This window comes from Pontibacter mucosus (genome assembly GCF_003054055.1).
GTDB lineage: Bacteria > Bacteroidota > Bacteroidia > Cytophagales > Hymenobacteraceae > Pontibacter > Pontibacter mucosus.
In genome coordinates this window covers 109,495-129,564 of sequence record NZ_QBKI01000003.1, presented here as the reverse complement: position 1 = coordinate 129,564, position 20,070 = coordinate 109,495, and the positions used below count along the sequence as shown (strand labels likewise).

The following is a 20,070-nucleotide window of genomic DNA, read 5'->3' as shown; positions in this document are numbered from 1 at the left end:
AAAAAGCCTCACACTTTATCTCAACAGCAAAAAACAAGGTGTAGTTCAGCTAAATTAGATAAATTTATACTTGGTAATAGCCAATTTTTTTAGCAATGTTATATATTTATATTTGTATACTTTATGGCCGAACAATTGCTTATTTTTGGTGTGGCATGAGCAGACGCTGGCAAGGGAAATTATAATGAAATTGGAGAAGTTTTAAATGGAAATCAAACTACCCGGATACTTTAAATACACGGTTATACTTCTGGGCCTGGCCCTGCTTATCTATACCCTGCAGCAGTTTAAGGCTGTGCTCATGCCGCTGGCTTTCGGGCTGCTCTTCGCCCTGCTGCTGCTGCCCCTCAATCGCGACCTGGAAAACAAGCTGCGCTTCCCGAGGCCGCTGGCCATACTTGCCAGCATCACCATGGTCATACTCATACTTGGCCTGATTGTGTGGTTCCTGTCGATGCAGCTGGTCAGCCTTACCTCGGAGCTGGAGTCCATCAGCAAGAACATGCAGAAGCTGATTACCAAGGGGCAGGATTTTGTTTATGAGAACTTCGGCATCGTGCCACCTGATAAGTCGCAGCTCATCCAGAACACCATTGGAGGGCTGCAGGAGCTGACCACCACCTTCCTGGGGAGCACCATTTCCATCACCACAGGCGCCCTGACCATCCTTACCCTGGTGCCTATTTTTGTGTTCCTGCTGCTCTACTACCGCGACCACCTGGAGCAGTTCATGTTCAAGTTTGTGGCCAAGGATAGGCGCAGCGGGGTTATACAGACGATCATCGACATACAGCATGTGGTGCAGAGCTATATCTCGGGGCTGATGATCGTGATTGTGGTGGTGGCGCTGCTGAACTCGGCCGGCCTGCTTATACTTGGCGTGAAATATGCCGTGTTCTTCGGCGTGTTTGCCTCTATCCTGACGATCATCCCTTATATCGGGATACTTATCGGCGCCTCCATTCCGGCCCTGTTTACCCTGGCCACTACCGGTGAGCTGCTGGACGCGGTGCTGGTGGTGCTCGTGTTTATGTTTGTGCAGTTCCTGGAGGGCAATTTTATCACGCCGTTTGTCGTGGGCTCCAAGGTAAGCCTGAACCCCTTTGCGGCCATACTTGCCCTGCTCGTAGGCGGCGAGGTATGGGGCGCGGCCGGCATGATTCTCTCCATCCCGATTATTGCCATGATGAAGGTGATCTTCGACGTGTATGAGCCGCTCCAGCCTTTCGGTTTCCTGCTGGCTGACATTGACGAGGTGAAGCCCAAACGGCGGGGGCGCATGCGGGGCTGGCTCGACGAGCTGGTGAACGGCATTGTGCGCGGCAAGAAAAACCCGAACAAATAGAGGTGCTAATTATTTTTGCAGCGAAAAAGGACGGAGCGCCATTTGAAACGGATTACTAAAAATATTGGTTTAGAACAGGGACCTTTGGCTAACGCTTCAGGTCCGGATGAACACGACCTAAACCAAAGCAACTTGTACGCCATAGTAGATATTGAGACAACCGGTGGCCAGCCGCACCAGGACAAGATCACCGAGATTGCCATTTTCATACACGACGGGGAGAAAGTAGTAGACAAGTACCACACGCTCATTAACCCGGAGCGTCCCATCCCCTTCTTCATCACGCAGCTCACCGGTATAAAGGACGACATGGTGCAGGACGCGCCCAAGTTCTACGAGGTGGCCAAAGACATCGTGGAGTTTACCGAGGGAAAGGTGTTTGTGGCCCACAACGTCCGCTTCGACTATTCCTTTATCAAGAAGGAGTTTGCCGACCTCGGGTTTACTTTCCAGCGGAAAACGCTCTGCACCGTGCGCCTGAGCCGCTCGCTGATGCCGGGCCTGCCCTCCTATAGTTTAGGCAAGCTCTGCCAAAGTATAGACATCCCGCTCAGCCAGCGCCACCGCGCCATCGGCGATGCCGAGGCCACGGCCATACTTTTCGACAGGCTTATCAAAATTAACCGCCCGGTGGTGGACGGCAACATGAACATGGCCGCCGAGCATACCACCCAGGTACTGAAGCAGGAAATCAAGACCTCCTTGCTGCCGCCAGCCATCACGAAGGAAAAAGTGGACGCGCTGCCCATGGTGCCGGGCGTATACTACTTCCATAACGAGCAGGGCGAGGTAATTTACGTGGGCAAAAGTATAAACATCAGGAAGCGCATCATCCAGCACTTCAACATCGACTACAAGAGCCGCAAATCGCTTAACTTCAAGAACAGCATCGCCGATATCACCTACGAGCTGTTGGGCAACGAACTGGCGGCTTTGCTGTACGAGTCGGCAGAGATAAAACGCCTGAAGCCGCAGTACAACCGGCAGCAGCGCCGCAGCGTGTTTAACACCGGCATTTTCTCCTATACCGACAGCGACGGCTACAAGCGCCTGACTTTCGGAACTATAGACAAGGCCGAGAACATCAGCATGACGCCCATCATTGCGCTCTCCAACCACTACAAGGCCAAAGGCTTCCTGTTTCATAAAGTGGCCAAGTATAACCTGTGCCAGAAGCTCTGCGACCTCTACAAGACCAACGGCGCCTGCTTCGATTACCAGGTGCACCAGTGCAGCGGCGCCTGCATCGGCAAGGAAAGCCCCGAGGAGTATAACAGGCGCGTGGATGAGGCCATCGACTCGTTTACCTACGAGCATAACAGCTTCGTTATACTTGGGAAAGGGCGCGAGCCGGGCGAACGCTCCGTGGTGGTGGTGGAGCACGGCACTTACCTGGGCCTAGGCTTTGTGGACGATACCTTCTCGGCCAGCAGTCTGGGGGATTTTAAGGGGGCCATACAGCGCTATAACGACAACAAGGATGTGCAGCAAATTATACGCAACCACATGCGCGGCAAGCACAAAGACAAAGTGCTGATATTTGATTAAGTTGGCGATACAGCCTTTATGAGTTTGGATTTACAGCAAAAGCCTCCTAAATTCAGGACGTTAAAGTATAGGGAAGTTATACTTTCTCATACCAGGTAAATTCATCATTTTATAACGAATAATTCTGTGAACGAAACAAAAACAAGATTCAGAGCAGGGGTGCTTTACGGCGACGAGGTAACAGAGCTGTTTAAGTATGCCAACGAAAATAACTTTGCGCTGCCAGCGGTAAACGTGATCGGCACCAACTCCATCAATGCGGTGCTGGAAACGGCCAAGGCTGTAAACTCTCCTGTGATCATCCAGTTCTCGCACGGCGGTGCGCAGTTTTATGCTGGCAAGGGCCTGAGCAATGATGCCCAGAAAGCCGCTATTGCCGGCGCTATTTCCGGTGCCCAGCACGTGCACCTGATGGCCGAGGCCTACGGCGTTCCGGTGGTGCTGCATACCGACCATGCCGCCAAAAAGCTTCTTCCCTGGATAGACGGCCTGCTGGATGCGGGTGAGAAATATTACGAGCAGCACGGCAAACCGCTTTACAGTTCGCACATGCTCGATCTGTCTGAAGAAGAAATCAAAGAAAACATTGAGACCTGCGCCAGCTACTTCAAGCGCATGGACCGCCTGGGCATGACCGTGGAGATTGAGCTGGGCGTAACCGGTGGCGAGGAAGACGGCGTGGACAATTCGGACGTGGACAGCTCCAGGCTCTATACCCAGCCAGACGAAGTGGCCTATGCCTACGAGGAACTGAACAAAGTGAGCTCCCGCTTTACCATTGCGGCCGCCTTTGGCAACGTGCACGGCGTATACAAACCAGGCAATGTGGAGCTTCGCCCGGAAATTCTGAAAAACTCTCAGAACCACATCCAGCAGAAGTTCGGCACAGGCCCTAACCCGGTTAACTTCGTGTTCCATGGTGGCTCCGGCTCCGAGAAGGCGAAGATCACAGAGGCTATCGAGTATGGCGCCATTAAAATGAACATCGACACAGACATGCAGTGGGCTTTCTGGGATGGTGTGCGCAACTACTACGAGGACAAGAAGGCATACCTGCAAGGACAGCTGGGCAACCCCGAAGGTGCAGACTCTCCGAACAAGAAGTACTACGACCCGCGTGTATGGCTGCGTGAGGGAGAGAAAACCTTTATCGCCCGTCTGAAAGAGGCTTTCGAGGATTTGAACGCGATTAACCGCAACTAAAGTATAAAGTATAATGGCGAAGCAAGTGCTTCGCCATTTTGCTTTTAAGCCTGTGCTTACTTACTGCTGCGCCTGCAGCCACTGATAAATCCGGTCGGTGTCGTCTTTGCGGCAAAGCCCGGAGCCAGCGGTCATGGTGGCGGCAGTACCTGCGGCCACACCGTAGTGCAGCATCTCCTCCATACTTCCTCCCTGCATCAACCGCAGCACCATACCGGCTACCATACTGTCGCCGGCGCCTACCGTGCTTTTCTGGGGCACCGTGGGGGGTACAGCGTACTTTATACTTTCCGGGGTGGCTAACATGGCTCCCCGTGCTCCCAGCGACACCACCAGCACCTGACACTTTCCTTCGGCCAGCACCTGCCGGGCAATCTCTTCCTGCTCTAAAACCGTGATGTTCTCTTTGCCAGCCAGTGCCGCCAGCTCGCCCAGGTTGGGTTTTAGCAAGTATACGCCCTTGCCGGCGGCTTTCGCCAGTGCTGCCCCCGACGTATCCACTACCAGCCTGAAGTGGCGCTGCCAGGCCAAAGCAGCCAGCTGTGCATAGAAATCATCCGGTACGCCGGGCGGCAGGCTGCCACTGGCCACCACATACTTTGGAAGCTTAGCTTTGGGCAGCCGCTCCAGTTCTTCCAGGCACTGGCGCCACTCAGCCTCGTATACTTCCGGGCCGGGCATACCAAAGCGGTACTGGTTTCCGGAGCTATCTTCCACCACCATCAGGTTCTCCCGCGTCCAGTTTTTAATGATGAGCGGCTTGACACTGACTCCCTCCTCCTTCAGCAGGCTGCAAAGACGCTCTCCCGAAGGGCCGCCTGCCAGTAGCCAGGCGCAAGAGTCGCCGCCGAGCTTTTTCAGCGCCCTGGACACATTAACGCCACCTCCACCGGGTTCATAAACCGGTTGCTGGCAACGCAGCTTGCGCTCAGGCAGCACCTGTGCCACATGGGTACTCATGTCCAGCGCCGGGTTCAGGGTTATGGTGATGATGTCGCTCATGGATACAAACTGAAAGCATGAAACTTACCGGGTGATGTCAAACTTGCGTTGCTCGCCTGTCGTGAAGGTATACACCTGCCCCTTCACCCCTATCTGCACTTCCTTCGACCAGCCTCTGTCGAAGGAGATATGCATGGTGTCCTGCGTGAGGTTTATGGTGATCCAGTGGTTTCGGTAGCGGATGCTAAAATTCAGGCAGCCAAGCTCATCCGGTAACACCGGGTTCAGCCAAAGCACATCCTCCCGTATCTCCAGGCCCATAAAGCCGCGCTGCACCAGGTCCACGGTTCCTGCCATGGCCCCCAGGTGTATGCCTTCAGCTGTGGTGCCACCCTGTATGTCCTCCACATCGCTAACCAGCGCTACCTGGAAGTTACTCCAGGAGCGTTTGCGGTCGGAGCGGGCGAGCACCCAGGAGTGCACAATTTTACTCAGCGTGGAGCCGTGTGAGGTGCGCTCTTCGTAATAGCTGATGTTGGCAGCCTTGTCTTCCTTGGTGAAGTCATACTGCAGCTGGCTGAAAATTTCTATTAGCTCGGTGGTGGAGAAAAGGTAAAACAGCATGAGCACATCCGCCTGCTTGCTCGCTTTATACTTGTTCACGCTGTCGCCCTCGCTCTCCAGAATGCGGTCCAGGCGCATGGCCTCCCCATACTTTGCCCGGTACGTCTCCCACGGAAATTCCGCCAGCTTCTCATAGCCCTCGAACTGGGCAATGATGCGGCTGTTTTCGATGAACGGGACGTACATTTTCACCGCAATCTCGCGCCAGCGCGCCACATCCTCCTGGCTCATACCTAGCTTCTGGCTCAACTCCTCCACCCTGGAGTCGTCCAGGATATCGAACAGCTTGAGAGCTGTCTGTATCACCCACACCGCCATCACATTGGTATAGGCGTTGTTGTTCAGCCCAGGCTCAACGGAGTCCGGGTACTCAGTGTGATACTCGTCGGGTCCCACCACATTGCGGATCTCATAACGGCCAAGGCTTGGGTTGTTGGTGGCAATGGAGGACCAGAACAGGGCTATGTCGAAAATCAGCTCGGCGCCCATAAAGGTCAGAAAGCTCATGTCCTCCGTAGCCTGGTAATACTGCCACACGTTGTAGGCGATGGCCGCGCTGATATGGCGCTGCAGGAAGGTGTTATCCGGAAGCCAGCGGCCGGACTGGGGATTGAGGTGAATCACCTGGCTTTCTTCGCGGCCGTTGCTGCCGCTTTGCCACGGAAACATCGCGCCACGGTAACCAGCCTGTGCCGCCGCAAAGCGTGCCTCAGGCAAGCGGCGGAAACGGTAGAACAGCAGCTCACGGGTAAGCTCGGGCAGGCGCAGGTTCAGGAAAGGAAAAATGAAAAGCTCATCCCAGAAAATATGCCCACGATAGGCCTCCCCGTGCAGTCCCCTGGCCGGCACGCCCACGTCCAGCCCCACGGTATTGGCCGATACTGTTTGCAGCAAGTGGAAGATGTGCAGGCGCAGGATGCCCTGGGTTTTGGCGTTACAGGAGATCTCCAAATCACAGCGGTTCCAGAGGCGCAGCCAGGCCTGCACGTGCTTGCCGAGCAGGTGCTCGAAATTGCCTTGGCGCACGATGTTTTTGCAGGCTTCCTGGAGCGGCTCTGTGATGGCCTGGTCGCGGGAAGTATGGAGCTGCACCACTTTCTCTAGCTGCACCGGTTTGTTTTGCTCGCAATGCAGCCTGAACTGTTGTGCCACATGGCCCTCCTCCTGCTGCACCTCAAAATTTATACTTTCCTGCACCCCTTCCCGGTACACCCGCACCCGCGCCGCCTGCGCCATCAGTAACCGCGACTGCACGGTTTGCACCTCCAGGTACACCGTTTCAGGGTCGTGCTGTCCCTGCCCCAGCGGTTGCAGGTGCTGGCTTGCCAGCTGCCTGTAGCGGGCCACGCCACTATTGGTTACCCGCCCGTCCAGGGAGGACTTCACGATAATCTCACCAGACCAGTTCAGCGGCGTCAGTTCCCATTGCAGGGCTGCCACATGCTTGTTGGCCATACTTACCAGGCGCCGGCTCATCAGCGAGGTTTCCCGGCCCTGCTTGTCGCGGAAGTGCAGCCGGCGCAGCAGTAGCCCCTGCTTCATATCCAGCTCCTGCCGGAAATCGAGCAGCTCCACCTTTCGGATATCGAGCCACTCCCCGTCGGGGTGGCAGAAGGTAAGCGGGAGCCAGTCTGGCCAGTTTACCAGGTCCTCATTTTCGATGTTCTCACCGGCAACCTCGGAGGTGAGGCGGTTGAAGCCACCGGCCAGGTAAGTGCCTGGGTAAAACTCGTTGTCCACGGCAGGCAGCTCTTCGAAAGCGCCGCGCGTGGCAAAGTAACCGTTGCCCAGGGTGCAGAGCGCCTCGCGAAGCATCTGCTGCTCCGGCTGCCAGGTTTCATACGTTAACTTCCATTCCTGCATGGGCTCATCCCTTTACTTCCCTTGTGAGCGCCTTTAAAAACTCCTGTACTTCCTCCACATCTTCGAGCCGGTAGTCTGCCGCGGTTTCCTCCCCGTGCTCGCCCACCAGTATGCTGACGCCCTGCCCTTTCAGCGCCGCAAAGGCGTCTTCATCCGTCAGGTCGTCGCCAATATATAAAGGCATGATACCCGACTTGTTAAGCCCCAGCTCCTCCAGCAGCCAGTGAACCGCTTTTCCCTTGTGCCAGTCGAGGTTGGGCTTGAGCTCCAGCACCTTTTTGCCCGGCCCCGGCTTTAGCTCGCTATACTTGGAGAGGACATCATTGGCCACGTCAAGCACCTTGCCTACCTGATCTTCGGGCACGTTGCGGTAGTGTACCGCGATGGCATAGCGCTTTCGCTCTACCAGCACCCCTTCCACCTGCTGCAGGCGCTCCTTCAGCTCCTCCTGCGCCTTGTCCAGGGCAGGGACAGCGGCGGCAGCTCCTCCGGGCTCGGTGTGCATGTTGTTTGGGCCGGAGATGTCAAAGCCGTGGGAGCCCGCATAGTACAGGTTATCCAGCTGCACCAGCTTCGCCACGTTCGCGCGGTCTCGGCCGCTTACAACGGCTACCGGACAAACATCTGCCAGCTCCTGCAAGGTACTGCGCATACTTTCCGAAAGTATGGCTTTGTCGGGGTCCTTCACAATCGGGGTCAGGCAGCCGTCGTAGTCCAGGAAAACAGCCGGGGTTTTGCCCTGTAGCAGCTCGCTTGTTTTGTTCAGGGCGGAAGGTAGTGCGTTGCCCTGCTGTCTGGCAGGCTGGTTTGTAGTTGTGTGCTTCATAGTATGATGTTGGATTGGTATTCTTTGCAGCACCAAATCGGCGCCATGTGCTTTTAGTTCGTCTGCCTCGTTCGTGCGGTCTATGCCCACCACCAGGGCAAAGCCACCGGCTTTACCGGCCTCCACACCTGCCAGGGCATCTTCAAAAACGGCCGCCTGATCCGGCTTTACCTCCAGCCTTCGGGCCGCCTCCAAAAAAATGTCCGGGGCGGGCTTGCCCTTTAGCCCCAGCTCCACCGACAGCAGGCCATCCACCCGCACCTCGAACAGGCTTGCTATACCTGCCGCCTCCAGTATGGCTTTGCAGTTTTTGCTGGCCGAGATAACAGCGGTGCGGTAACCTTGCTGCCGCATCTGCCTTATAAAGGCAACCGTGTCGGGGTATACTTCCAACCCTCCCTCCTGCAGCAGCTCCTGAAAGTATACGTTTTTGAGATTTCCCAGCCCTGCCACTGTTTCCGTGCCGGGCTCATCTTCCGGCGTCCCTTCAGACAAGATAATACCTCTTGAACTAAGGAAATTGCGTACGCCATCGTAGCGCGGCATTCCGTCAATGTGGCGGCGGTAATCGGTTTTTATACTTAGCGGTTCGTATACGTTGCCCTCGCGCTGCCCTCTCTCCTGCAAGTAGGCATCAAACATGCGTTTCCAGGCTTGGGCATGCACCCAGGCCGTTTGGGTAATCACGCCGTCCAGGTCGAAGATGAGCGCTTTTATACGTTTGCGCTCCAGTAACCGGTACAAGCTGGGGTATGGCATGACGGGTGCAGAGGTTATGCGTTACGGGAAGTTCCAGTAAAGGAATACTGCGTTTTGCTGCATTAAGTTGTTACAGATACGGCAGGCCGCGCATGGCACAAAAGAAAAAAGCGCCGGCTGGCTGACAGCGGCGCTTTCTTAATTCTGCAAGTATAAAACGTTAGTTAAACGTTGAAACAGGTTTTTCTTTCAGTTCCGGCTCAAAGCTTTTGATAACAATGTCGGCTCCTTTTTCCTCCAGCCTCTCCTGAACGTAGCTGCGGTCCACGCCAACCACCAGGCCAAAACCTCCGGCTTTTGCCCCTTCGATGCCACCCACAGTGTCCTCAAAAACGGCTGTTTCCGCGGGAGATGCCCCCAGGCGGCGGGCTGCCTCCAAATAAATATCCGGGGCGGGCTTGCTGCGCATTTTCAGCTCATTGGCTACCACCTTATCTACCCGTACCTCAAACAGCTTGTCCAGACCGGCGCGGCGAAGGATGGTCAGGCAGCTGCGGCTTCCTGATACGATGGCTGTCTTCATGCCTGCTTTCTGCTGCTCCCGCACGAATTTCACGGCATCATCGAACACCACCACACCATTTTGCTTGAGCAGCTCATGGAAGTAGTAGTCCTTGCGCTCGCCCAGGCCGATGAGGGTGTTGGTTCCGGCGCTGTCCGAAGGGCTGCCCTCCGGCAGTTCGATGCCGCGGGAGGCCATGAAGTTGCGCATCGCGTCCAGGCGGGGCACATCGTGCACGTAGGTCTGGTAATCATCCTTCAGGTTAAAAGGTTTGTAGTCTTTTCCGTCCTGCTCACTGCGCTGGCGCAGATACGAATCACAAAGCTTCTTCCATGCTTCGGCATGCAGCCCCGCTGTGTTCGTAATCACGCCATCCATGTCCAGAATCAGCGCTTTTATATTTCTCTCTTTTATAAGATTACTCAGATTACTCATAAAGTATAGGTTTGTGATAGGTTTCCAGTACTTTGTGCCCCGGTTGAGAGCCTGGTTTATACTTGCTCCCAAAGTATAAAATTGCTGCCGGTGTGCGAGGCATCAGCCCCCTTCAGCTCTCCAAATATAGGCAGCTGACTTCATTGTTTCTGCATCTACGGTCATTAAATTGTATAAGTTGGCACCACGCTGCAGCCATACGTTGGCATTAAGCTGCTAAGGGCCAACCGCATCTTAAACGGACCAGGCCTTAATTTATACGAGAATAAATTCCGGTTGCCTCTTTTTGCGTGCAAACAATTTATAGGCCTCCGCTGCCCAGATAACCGAGCTGGAAAGCAGGAAAATGAGCAGCAAATCAAGGACAGGCAACTTCTCGAACCGGAAAACACCGCTGAGGAACGGCGTATAAATCACCAGCAGTTGCAGGGCCACCGACACAACAAAGGCAATGTTGACATACCTGTTGCTGAACATTCCTATCCGGAAGATGGAGTGCTCCAGCGACCGCATGTTAAACGTGTTAAACACCTGCGTCATGGAGATGACAAGAAACACCGCCGTGCGCGCCGTTTCCTCCCCCATGGGCAGGTAATAGGAAAAAACCGCCAGAGTCAGTCCCAGCATGATGATACTCATCAGCAGAATGTAGGGCACCACGCTTTTGTCCAGGATGTTGGCGTCGCGCGGAACAGGCTTGCGCTTCATAATATCGCCGTGGCCGCGCTCCGTGGCGAGCCCCAGCTCCATGACCCCGTCTGTGACCAGGTTGACCCACAGAATCTGTGTAGCCGTGAGGGGAAAAGGCCAGTCGAGCAGCAAGGTGACGATGAATACAAAAACGAAGGCAAAGTTGGTGGTAAGCAGAAAAAAGCTCGTCTGCCTGACGTTCTGGAACACGATGCGCCCCTCCCGCACCGCCCGCACGATGGTTGCAAAATTATCGTCCGACAGCACAATCTGGGAGGCATCCTTGGCCACATCCGTGCCCCGGATACCCATGGCTATGCCCACATCCGCGCGCTTGAGTGCCGGGGCATCGTTTACCCCGTCGCCCGTCATGGCAATCAGGTGCCCCTTGTGCTGGAGGTGCTCGGCAATGCGCAGCTTGGTGTTGGGGCTCACGCGGGTGAATACCGATACATTATCCACCAGATCCTCAAAAACATACTCCGGCGACTCCAGTTCATCCTCCTGCAGCGCCAGGGGGTAGTCCGTTTCCTCTGCTTCTGGCTCCAGGATACCGACTTCTTTGGCAATGGCGGCTCCTGTTTTCTTATGGTCGCCTGTCACCATCATCACGCGGATACCAGCGCTTTTACAGTCGGCCACCGCCTCCTGCACACCGCTGCGTGGCGGATCGATGATGCCGGTGATGCCGACCCAGGTCAGCTCCCGCACATCCTCTGATCTGGCGCTATCACCTATGGAGCTCCCGTCGCGGTAAGCCAGGGCCAGCACCCGCATGGCGTTGTCGGCCCACTCGTCGTTTTTATCCTGGATACGTTGCCGCAGCTCCTGCGTCAGTTCCTGCGGACCATCGGACGTAAGAATATGCGAGCTCAGCTTCAGGATCTTTTCGGGGGCTCCTACCACCAGCAGCTCCCGCTGCCCTTCCACCTCAGCCAGCGTAGCCCTAAACTTATGCTCGGAGTTAAACGGCAAATCGTCGATCACATGCGCCTCCGGCAACACACCCTGCAGCCCAGCCTCCGCTTTTCTGGCCAGCACCAGCAGCGCCACCTCGGTCGGATCGCCGGTCACTTCGGGATCTGGCGATGGGCCCTCTTGCTGCTGCTCAGGTTCTCCGAGGTGGGCGTTGTTGCATACTTTGGCGATGAGCAGCAGTTTCCGCAGCACTTCATTTTCCGCCGGATTTATAGGTTGGCCCTGTTGCAGCAGCTCCCCCTGTGGCGAATAGCCGCTGCCGGTAACCTCCAGCTCCGAGCCGTCTCCCAGGTATACTTTGCCTACCGTGAGTATACTTTTGGTGATCGTACCGGTCTTATCAGTAAGTATGACGGAAACGGAACCGAGCATTTCGGTGGCCGAGAACTCGCGCGTAATAGCATTCTGCCGGGCCATGCGGCTAGCCCCAATGGCCAGCACTATGGTAATAACGGCTGGCAGGCCCTCCGGTATAGAGGCGACAAGCGTGGCCACGGTAATCAGCAAGACCTCTTCGAAGGCATAGCCGCGCAGGAAGTAGCCAAGTATAAAAACTAACAGGGAGGTGGCAATTGCGATCAGTGCCATCTGCTTGGCCAGCCGTTCGGTTTTCTTCCGGAAATTGGTAGCGGTGGCCTTGATGGAGCCAAGTGAATGGGAGATTTTGCCCAGTTCCGTATCCGCGCCGATAGCGGTGACCATTGCATGGGCAGAGCCGCGAGCTACGTGGGTGCCTTTCCAGAGCATGTTTGCCCTGTCGCCAAGGTTTGCTTTTTCCTCCAGCGGCTTTGTATGCTTCTCAATCGGCAGCGATTCGCCGGTAAGGGAGGCCTCGATGGTTTGCAGGTTCCGGGCCCGCAGCAGGCGCGAATCGGCCGGAATGCTGTCGCCCTCCTCCAGCAAAATAACATCGCCTGGCACAAGCTGGCGCGCCTCCACAGTCCGGGGTTTTCCGTCGCGCAGCACCTTCGCCTCCTGCTTCAGCATACTTTTCAGCGCCTGTATCGCTTTCTCGGCTCTGTAGCCCTGCAAAAAGCCCAGGATAGCGTTGAAAAGTATAACAGCCAGTATCACGTACACATCCACCATGTGCCCGGCATACCAGGCCACCGCAGCAGCCAGCACCAGCACCAGGATCAGGAAATCCTTGAATTGGTTTAGGAAAAGTATAAACGGGTTGATACCTTCCTTGTCCGTCAGTTCATTGGCTCCATACTGCTTGTGCCTGCTCCTGGCTTCCTCCTCCGTCAGGCCTTCCTGCCCCGACTGCATCTTTTCCAGCGTTTGCTGCACACTGATGCTGTGGTACGGAAACTTCTGATCTATTACCATGACGGGGCCGGTTCAGCGGGGATACTATCGTGTTTTCAGCCTACGGAATACCCGTGGTGCGATCCTGCGGCGGTACGTCTGGCCCCTGCTCAGGACGGGTAGCCTGTGTTTTTCCGCCGGTTATATAGCCTGTTGGCCCGGGCGGGGTACGCTTGCCCTCATCTTCATTCAGGATAGGTTTCTTTTTGCCGGCTTTCTCCGGCATATTGTTTCTTCTCTCTTCCATAGTCAGTTCTGTTTAAAGTATGGCAGACCTAATGTTATACCTACGCAGCGGCAGGCATTTTGATTTGAGCGCCCCGGCAACCATTATATAGCAAAAGCAAGTATTATCTGCAGGATTTTCTAACTTTGGAACGGAGGCATGTTGCCTGCCCTACTTATACGTAACCTACAAACCAAAGCAACTGTAACCTGGCCTGTGCCGCCGGGGTATAAACCGCACAACGCTGAGAACTATGCTGAAAAACCAAGCACCAACCACTACCCAGGCCTGGAAAAAACTGGAGGAACACTTTAAGGCCGTGCAGCCCCTGCACCTGCGCGAGTTGTTTGCCCAGGATCCGGACCGTTTCAACAAGTATACTTTCCGCCTGAACAATACCATCTACGACCTCTCCAAAAACCGCGTAACCGAGGAAACGCTGCAGCTGCTGGTGCAACTGGCCGGGGAAATGGATGTGCCCGGAGCGATAGAAAGTATGTTTAGCGGGGAAAAGATAAACGCCACTGAAAACCGCGCCGTGCTGCACACGGCCCTGCGCAATTTCTCCGAAGAAAGCCTGGAGGTGGAGGGCGAGAACGCCCTTGAGGAAGTGCGCCAGGTGCAGGAGCAGATGCGTACGTTCTGCGACAAGCTGCACTCCGGCGTGTGGACCGGCTACACCGGCAAGCGCATCCAGAGCATCGTGAACATCGGCATCGGCGGCTCTGACTTAGGACCCAAAATGGTGGTAGAGGCGCTGAAGAAATACCAGAAGCCAGACCTGGAAGTATACTTTATCTCCAACGTGGATGGCACCGACGCCGCTGAGGTACTGCGCAAACTGGACCCGGAAACGACGTTGTTCATCATCGCCTCCAAGACCTTCACTACGAAGGAAACCATCACCAACGCCGAAACAGCGCGCGGCTGGTTCCTGCAGAAGGCCGTGGACCGAGAGCACATCAAAAAGCACTTTGTGGCGCTTTCCACTAACATCGAGGCGGTGACCAAGTTTGGTATTGCCGAGGAAAACGCTTTTCGTTTCTGGGATTGGGTGGGCGGCCGCTTCTCGCTTTGGTCGGCTATTGGCTTGTCGGTAGCCTGCGCTTTGGGCTATGAGAAGTTCGAGGAGCTGCTGCTTGGTGCCGAGTCGATGGACAAGCACTTCCGCCAGGAGCCTCTGGAGAAAAATGTTCCGGTGCTGATGGCGCTGCTGAGCATCTGGTACACGAATTTCTTCGGCTGCCAGACCCATGCCATACTTCCGTATGACCAGTACCTGCGTCTGCTGCCCGAGTACCTGCAGCAGCTGCTGATGGAAAGCAACGGCAAAAGCACCGACCGCAACGGCAAGCGCGTGGATTACCAGACGCAGCCGGTGGTATGGGGCGCGGCAGGCACCAACAGCCAGCACTCGTTCTTCCAGCTTATCCACCAGGGCACCATCCTGATCCCCTGCGACTTCATCGCCCCGGCCGAAAGCCACAACCCTATCGGTACCCACCACCCGCTGCTGCTGTCGAACTTCTTTGCCCAAACAGAAGCACTGATGAAAGGCAAAAACGCGGAGGAAGTGCGTGAGGAACTGACGCAGAAAGGCATGAGCGGCGAGGAACTGGAGCAGCTGCTGCCACACAAACTCTTCGAGGGCAACAAGCCCACCACCTCCATCATGATGAAAAAGCTGACGCCATTTGAGCTGGGCAGCCTAATTGCCATGTACGAGCACAAAACCTTCGTGCAGGGCGTGATCTGGAACATCTACAGCTTCGACCAGTGGGGCGTGGAACTGGGTAAGCAACTGGCTGGCACCATTGAGGGCGAGCTGCTGCAGGGCAAAACCTCCCCTCACGACAGCTCTACCAGCGGGTTGATGCAGTATTACACCGAAAATAAATAGCTTATTGAGTTAAGAGTTGAGAGTTATGAGTTAAAAGTGGCTCGTTCACCATTCCTATTACTAACAACTAATAACTTATAACTCTTAACTCATCACTCTTAACTAAATTACATGAAGCGAGTGGCGTTGGTGCTGTTTTGCAGTCTGGCTCTGAGCAGCTGCGTAAACGAGGAATTTTTCCAGCACGATGCCCTGGCTACTGAGGAAGAACTGAACGGGAAAGCCGCTGCCGGTCCGGATAGCGCCTGGGTGATACTGGGGCGCCACTACGACCGCAGCGGCTTTCACCGTTTTTTCTGGGGAAACCACCACCGTCCGCTCTGGACAACACCGGTTAAACTACCCGTTTTCAGGTTAGACTCCGTGAACGGCGGCCTGCAGGTGGTGAAAAAAGGCGGCGGCTACCAGACCACCAGCTTTCAACTGGAAGACAGGCAGGGCCGCCTCTACGCCTTCCGCTCCCTCGACAAAGATCCCAAGGAGGTGGTGAGCCCGTTCTGGCAATCTACCTTTGTCACTAATGTGCTTCGCGACCAGACCTCTGCGGCCAACCCTTTCGGCGCCCTGGTGGTGCCACCTTTGGCCAGCGCCGTGGGCGTTTATCATACTAACCCTAAGCTATACTATGTGGCCGCCACTGATACAACTTTCGGCGAGTTCAGCCTACTGGTACAGGGTAAGGTTTTTATGCTGGAAGAAAAGTATGACAGCCCCGCCGACATCACTCCTGCCTTTTCAGCAGATGTCTTTAACTTCGAGGACTCGGAGGGCGCACTTCGGAAGCGGTTTCTGCGCAATACCTATCACTTTAGCCAAGAGGCCTTTGCCCGCGCCCGCCTGCTGGACCTGCTCCTGGGTGATTGGGACCGGCACAAGGGCCAGTGGGATTGGGCTGTTACCGCGCAAAGGGCGGATACAACTTACTTTCCCGTGCCCAAAGACCGTGACCAGGTTTTCCTGAAAATGAAGAGCGGTTTGATACCGTCCATCGCCACCAGTAAGCTGCTGGGTCGCAAGTTCCATACTTTTGACCACGACTTTAGCGACGTGAAGGCGTACATGCTGAACGCTAAATTTATAGATGAGCGCCTGCTGCACGAACTAAGCCGGGAGGATTGGCAACGTATTGCCCAGGAGATGCAGCAGCAATTAACCGATGATGTGATCGACAGGGCAGTAAAGGAGCTGCCGCTACCAATTTATACTTTGGTTGGCCCGGAAATGGCCCACAACTTGAAAAGCCGTCGCCATCTGCTTCCCAAGGCAGCCGCACAGATGTATGCTATACTTGCTAAGAAGGTAACGATTCCTGGTTCGGATGCACCGGAGCAGTTTGTTGTAAAGCGCCTTGGTGATGGAGATGTGGAGGTAATCGTTACGAGACCTGCCACAGGTGCTGCTCCCGCACGCCAACTCTACAAGCGCATCTTTAAGCGAGGCGAAACCGAGGAAATTATACTCCATGGATTGGCTGGGGATGACAAATTTATACTTTCCGGCCAGGCAGATGAAAGTATACTTGTCAAAATTTACGGCGGATTGGGCGAGGATGAAATAACGGACAACTCCAGCGTGAGCGGCTGGAAAAAGTATACACAGGTATACGACACCGAACGCGGCAACGAGATAAATTTCGGCACGGAAGCCAAGGACAAAACCACCAAAGATGTGCGGGTGCACGCCTACGATCGCGAGGGCAATTAATTTTCGTTGTGCGTTATTCGTTGCTCGTTAATCGACCTAAAACGAATAACGATTAACTAATAACGAACAACTATCTTCCCTTAGCCCGCTTTACCAGATAGGCGTATAAAACTTTGTCAAAGGGCTCGCTGATGTCTACGGGCACAAAGTCTATTTTATACTGTCCGCACTTTAGCGCCAAGTCTTTTTTATACTTTTCTACAGCCGTGCGGTAATGCTCGCGCACCTGCGAGGGCTGCAGTTTTAGCTCCTGCCCCGTCTCCACATCCACAAACACGTAAGGGCGCTCAGCAAAATCAAATTCCTCCTCGGTTTTGCGGTCCATCACATGGAAAATAAGCACCTCGTGGTTCTGATGCTTAAGGTGTTGCAGTGCCGAGAAAATCTCATCCAGGTCATCCACCTTGCTCAGCATATCGCTAAAAATCACTACCAAAGAGCGCTTGGGGATTTGCTGCGCAATATGGTGCACCACTTCGGCTACGTTGGTATCCTTGGCGGTGGGCTGCTGGTCCAGTTGCTGCTGCAAAAGTATAAGCAGGGTGTTCAGGTGTGAGGCGGTGGAGCGAACCGGCGTCTGCTGCTCTATCCTGTCAGAGAAGGTAACCAAACCCACGGCGTCGCGCTGCTTGCGCAAGAGCGTGGCCAGGGCGGCGGCACAAAGTATGGAAAAGGTGAGTTTGCCGTTGTTTTCCAGCGGGTAATACATTGAGGGCGACACGTCGAGCAGGATGTGGCAGCGCAGGTTGGTTTCCTCCTCAAAGCGCTTCACAAAAAGCTTATCGGTGCGGGCGTATACTTTCCAGTCGATGTGGCGGGTGCTCTCGCCGTTGTTGTAGAGACGGTGTTCCGAAAACTCTACCGAAAATCCGTGGTAAGGCGACTGGTGCAGTCCAGTGATAAAGCCCTCGACCAGTTGCTTTGCCAGAAACTCCATGTTCTCGAACTTCTGTACATCGGCAAGGGTGAGCGGCTTTTTCATGGTTTACAGCTGGGGCTTGGTTTCTGCATCTGAAACGGCAACGGGCGCATCTTGTTGTGCCGGCTCGTCGGGTACCACGGCTATACTTACCGTTACGGTGCCGTCGCGTATCATGCCGATCTCATGGGCGGCTGCTCTGGAGAGGTCGATGACGCGGTATTTGCTGGCGGCCATCCTGTCGTTGATGCGCACCACCACGCTTTTGCCGTTCTTGAGGTTCGTGACCTGCACTTTGGTGTCGAAGGGCAGGGAGGCGTGGGCGGCCGTTAGCTGGGTTTTGTCGTAGCGCTCGCCGCTGGCGGTGCGCTGGCCATGAAAGCGGTCGGCGTAGTAGCTGGCTTTGCCGTCTGCCGTGAAGCTATCCGGGCCCGAAAAAACAGAAATCAGAAAGAACAATACTACTGAACATAAATTCATAGTATTACATGATTGGTCCGGCTACAAATATAGAGCTAAAATAATTTAGGCAAATTTTAAATTCCAAAACTTTTATATATCAGAAGTATATATTACTTTTAGGTTCTCAAGGTTGAATTTAACGTCTAATTAACGGTGGAAGAGAACAACGACAAAGCTGAAATTTATTCCCAGAGAGTAAGAGCCGGGAAGAGAACGTATTTCTTTGATGTAAAGTCAACGCGATCCAACGACTTTTACGTGACTATCACAGAGAGCAAGCGCAAGTTTAAAGACGACAGCTTCTCCTATGAAAAGCACAAGATCTTTCTGTACAAAGAAGATTTCGCCAAGTTTATGGAGGCACTGCAGGAAACTATCGACCACGTTAAATCCGATCTGCTGACGGAAGAAGCCCTCGCCGCCCTGGAGAACCCGGTGGCTCAAACCGAGGAAGCTTCGTTTGACGAAGAACTGAAGTGGGAATAACCCTCCCGCTTTACAAATAAGAAAGTATAGCAAAAGCCCGTGGATTCCCGCGGGCTTTTTTCTTTGCCCCCTCCCCCCTGCTTATTTAAAAGTATAAGCGCGCATGGCAGCCTAAATTGTTGTATATTTGCGGCCTGATACAAAAAACTAAAGTATAAATGGGACTACGATGCGGTATTGTGGGGCTGCCAAATGTTGGCAAGTCTACCCTGTTCAACGCTATTTCTAACGCCAAGGCAGAGTCTGCCAACTATCCTTTCTGTACCATCGAGCCGAACGTGGGCGTGATTACGGTGCCCGACGAGCGCCTGCAGATACTGGAAGAGCTGGTGCACCCGGAGCGCGTGCTGCCAACCGTGATTGAGTTTGTAGACATTGCCGGCCTGGTAAAAGGTGCCAGCAAGGGCGAAGGCCTGGGCAACAAGTTCCTGGCCAACATCCGTGAGGTAGACGCCATCATCCACGTGGTGCGTTGCTTCGAGGACCCGAACATCGTGCACGTAGACGGTAAGGTAAACCCAATCTCTGATAAAGAAATCATCGACACCGAGCTGCAGCTGAAGGACCTGGAGTCGATCGACAAGAAAATCCAGAAAGTAATCCGCACGGCCAAGTCCGGCGACGCCAAGGCCAAGAAGGAAATGGCCAGCCTAGAGAAGTATAAAGCGCACCTGGAGGCCGGCCTGAACGCCCGCAGCCTGGAGGTGACCGAGGACGACCTGGAAGCAGTAGAGGATCTGAAGCTGCTAACAGCCAAGCCTGTGATTTATGCCGCCAACGTGGATGAAAATTCCATGATTGAAGGCAACGAGTACTCCAAGGCACTGGCCGAGCACGTGAAGAACGAAAACGCGCAGGTAGTGCTTATCTCTGCCTCTATCGAAGCGCAGATTGCCGAGCTGACCGACGAGGAGGAAAAAGAAATGTTCCTGGCTGAGTATGGCCTGAAGGAGTCTGGCCTGAACAAGCTGATTCGTGCTTCTTACGACCTGCTCAACCTTATCACCTATTTTACGGCTGGTGTGAAGGAAGTGCGCGCCTGGACGATCCAGAAAGGTTGGAAAGCTCCTCAGGCTGCCGGCGTTATCCACTCTGACTTTGAGAAAGGCTTCATCCGCGCCGAAGTGATTAAGCTGAAGGATTACCAGGAGTATAAAACAGAAGCCAAAATCAAAGAAGCCGGTAAAATGGCTGTGGAAGGCAAGGACTACGTGGTGCAGGACGGCGACATCATGCACTTCCGCTTTAACGTGTAAGGAAGGGTACAAAGTATCAATAGCAGAAAAGGCAGGTTTTAGACCTGCCTTTTTTAGTTTGCGTGGATTTAGTTGAGCGTGTTTTAGATTT

General features: G+C 54.5%; 15 protein-coding genes. 7 read left to right on the top strand and 8 right to left on the bottom strand.

What is annotated here, in order from left to right:
• Window positions 1-205 precede the first annotated feature (205 nt).
• The 3 genes from C8N40_RS06955 to fbaA all read left to right on the top strand — a co-directional run bounded on the left by C8N40_RS06955 (window position 206) and on the right by fbaA (window position 4,096).
• Complete coding sequence (locus C8N40_RS06955) at window positions 206-1,345, top strand: AI-2E family transporter (RefSeq protein ID WP_108211070.1); 1,140 nt, start codon at window positions 206-208, stop codon at window positions 1,343-1,345.
• 132 nt (window positions 1,346-1,477) lie between these two features.
• Window positions 1,478-2,893, top strand: coding sequence for an exonuclease domain-containing protein (locus C8N40_RS06950; protein WP_108211391.1), 1,416 nt, complete (start codon window positions 1,478-1,480; stop codon window positions 2,891-2,893).
• A 126-nt stretch (window positions 2,894-3,019) separates the two neighbouring features.
• On the top strand, window positions 3,020-4,096 hold the full coding sequence (gene fbaA, locus C8N40_RS06945; RefSeq protein WP_108211069.1) for a class II fructose-bisphosphate aldolase: 1,077 nt from the start codon (window positions 3,020-3,022) through the stop codon (window positions 4,094-4,096).
• A gap of 60 nt (window positions 4,097-4,156) precedes the next feature.
• Here the strand turns inward: fbaA and C8N40_RS06940 are convergent, their stop codons facing one another.
• From C8N40_RS06940 to C8N40_RS06920, 6 genes are all read right to left on the bottom strand, one after another.
• Window positions 4,157-5,098, bottom strand: coding sequence for a 1-phosphofructokinase family hexose kinase (locus C8N40_RS06940; protein ID WP_108211068.1), 942 nt, complete (start codon window positions 5,096-5,098; stop codon window positions 4,157-4,159).
• A gap of 24 nt (window positions 5,099-5,122) precedes the next feature.
• A complete protein-coding gene (locus C8N40_RS22610) occupies window positions 5,123-7,525 on the bottom strand; it encodes a glycoside hydrolase family 65 protein (RefSeq protein ID WP_170114034.1) in 2,403 nt (800 codons plus the stop codon).
• Window positions 7,526-7,529: 4 nt separating this feature from the next.
• Entirely contained in the window at window positions 7,530-9,110 is a 1,581-nt protein-coding gene (gene otsB, locus C8N40_RS23080) for a trehalose-phosphatase (RefSeq protein WP_170114033.1), read from the bottom strand.
• A 160-nt stretch (window positions 9,111-9,270) separates the two neighbouring features.
• Complete coding sequence (locus C8N40_RS06930; RefSeq protein ID WP_108211067.1) at window positions 9,271-10,047, bottom strand: HAD family hydrolase; 777 nt, start codon at window positions 10,045-10,047, stop codon at window positions 9,271-9,273.
• Between the two features lie 255 nt (window positions 10,048-10,302).
• On the bottom strand, window positions 10,303-13,047 hold the full coding sequence (locus C8N40_RS06925) for a cation-translocating P-type ATPase (protein ID WP_108211066.1): 2,745 nt from the start codon (window positions 13,045-13,047) through the stop codon (window positions 10,303-10,305).
• Between the two features lie 40 nt (window positions 13,048-13,087).
• Complete coding sequence (locus tag C8N40_RS06920; protein WP_108211065.1) at window positions 13,088-13,273, bottom strand: hypothetical protein; 186 nt, start codon at window positions 13,271-13,273, stop codon at window positions 13,088-13,090.
• 232 nt (window positions 13,274-13,505) lie between these two features.
• Between C8N40_RS06920 and pgi the strand changes: the two genes are divergently transcribed.
• Window positions 13,506-15,152, top strand: coding sequence for a glucose-6-phosphate isomerase (pgi, locus tag C8N40_RS06915; protein WP_108211064.1), 1,647 nt, complete (start codon window positions 13,506-13,508; stop codon window positions 15,150-15,152).
• A 111-nt stretch (window positions 15,153-15,263) separates the two neighbouring features.
• Complete coding sequence (locus C8N40_RS06910; protein WP_108211063.1) at window positions 15,264-16,856, top strand: hypothetical protein; 1,593 nt, start codon at window positions 15,264-15,266, stop codon at window positions 16,854-16,856.
• 70 nt (window positions 16,857-16,926) lie between these two features.
• Here C8N40_RS06910 and C8N40_RS06905 read toward each other — a convergent pair whose 3' ends face one another.
• Both C8N40_RS06905 and C8N40_RS06900 read right to left on the bottom strand, forming a co-directional pair.
• The gene (locus tag C8N40_RS06905) at window positions 16,927-17,838 is read right to left on the bottom strand and encodes a DUF58 domain-containing protein (protein WP_108211062.1); all 912 of its coding nucleotides are present in this window, start codon (window positions 17,836-17,838) and stop codon (window positions 16,927-16,929) included.
• 3 nt (window positions 17,839-17,841) lie between these two features.
• Window positions 17,842-18,255 carry a septal ring lytic transglycosylase RlpA family protein gene (locus tag C8N40_RS06900; protein ID WP_108211061.1) on the bottom strand — a complete coding sequence of 138 codons (414 nt, stop codon included), beginning with the start codon at window positions 18,253-18,255 and terminating at the stop codon, window positions 17,842-17,844.
• Between the two features lie 135 nt (window positions 18,256-18,390).
• On the opposite strand from C8N40_RS06900, the gene C8N40_RS06895 reads away from it, so the two are divergent.
• Entirely contained in the window at window positions 18,391-18,723 is a 333-nt protein-coding gene (locus C8N40_RS06895) for a DUF3276 family protein (protein ID WP_108211060.1), read from the top strand.
• A gap of 158 nt (window positions 18,724-18,881) precedes the next feature.
• Window positions 18,882-19,979 carry a redox-regulated ATPase YchF gene (gene ychF, locus C8N40_RS06890; RefSeq protein WP_108211059.1) on the top strand — a complete coding sequence of 366 codons (1,098 nt, stop codon included), beginning with the start codon at window positions 18,882-18,884 and terminating at the stop codon, window positions 19,977-19,979.
• The last annotated feature ends 91 nt before the right edge of the window (window positions 19,980-20,070 follow it).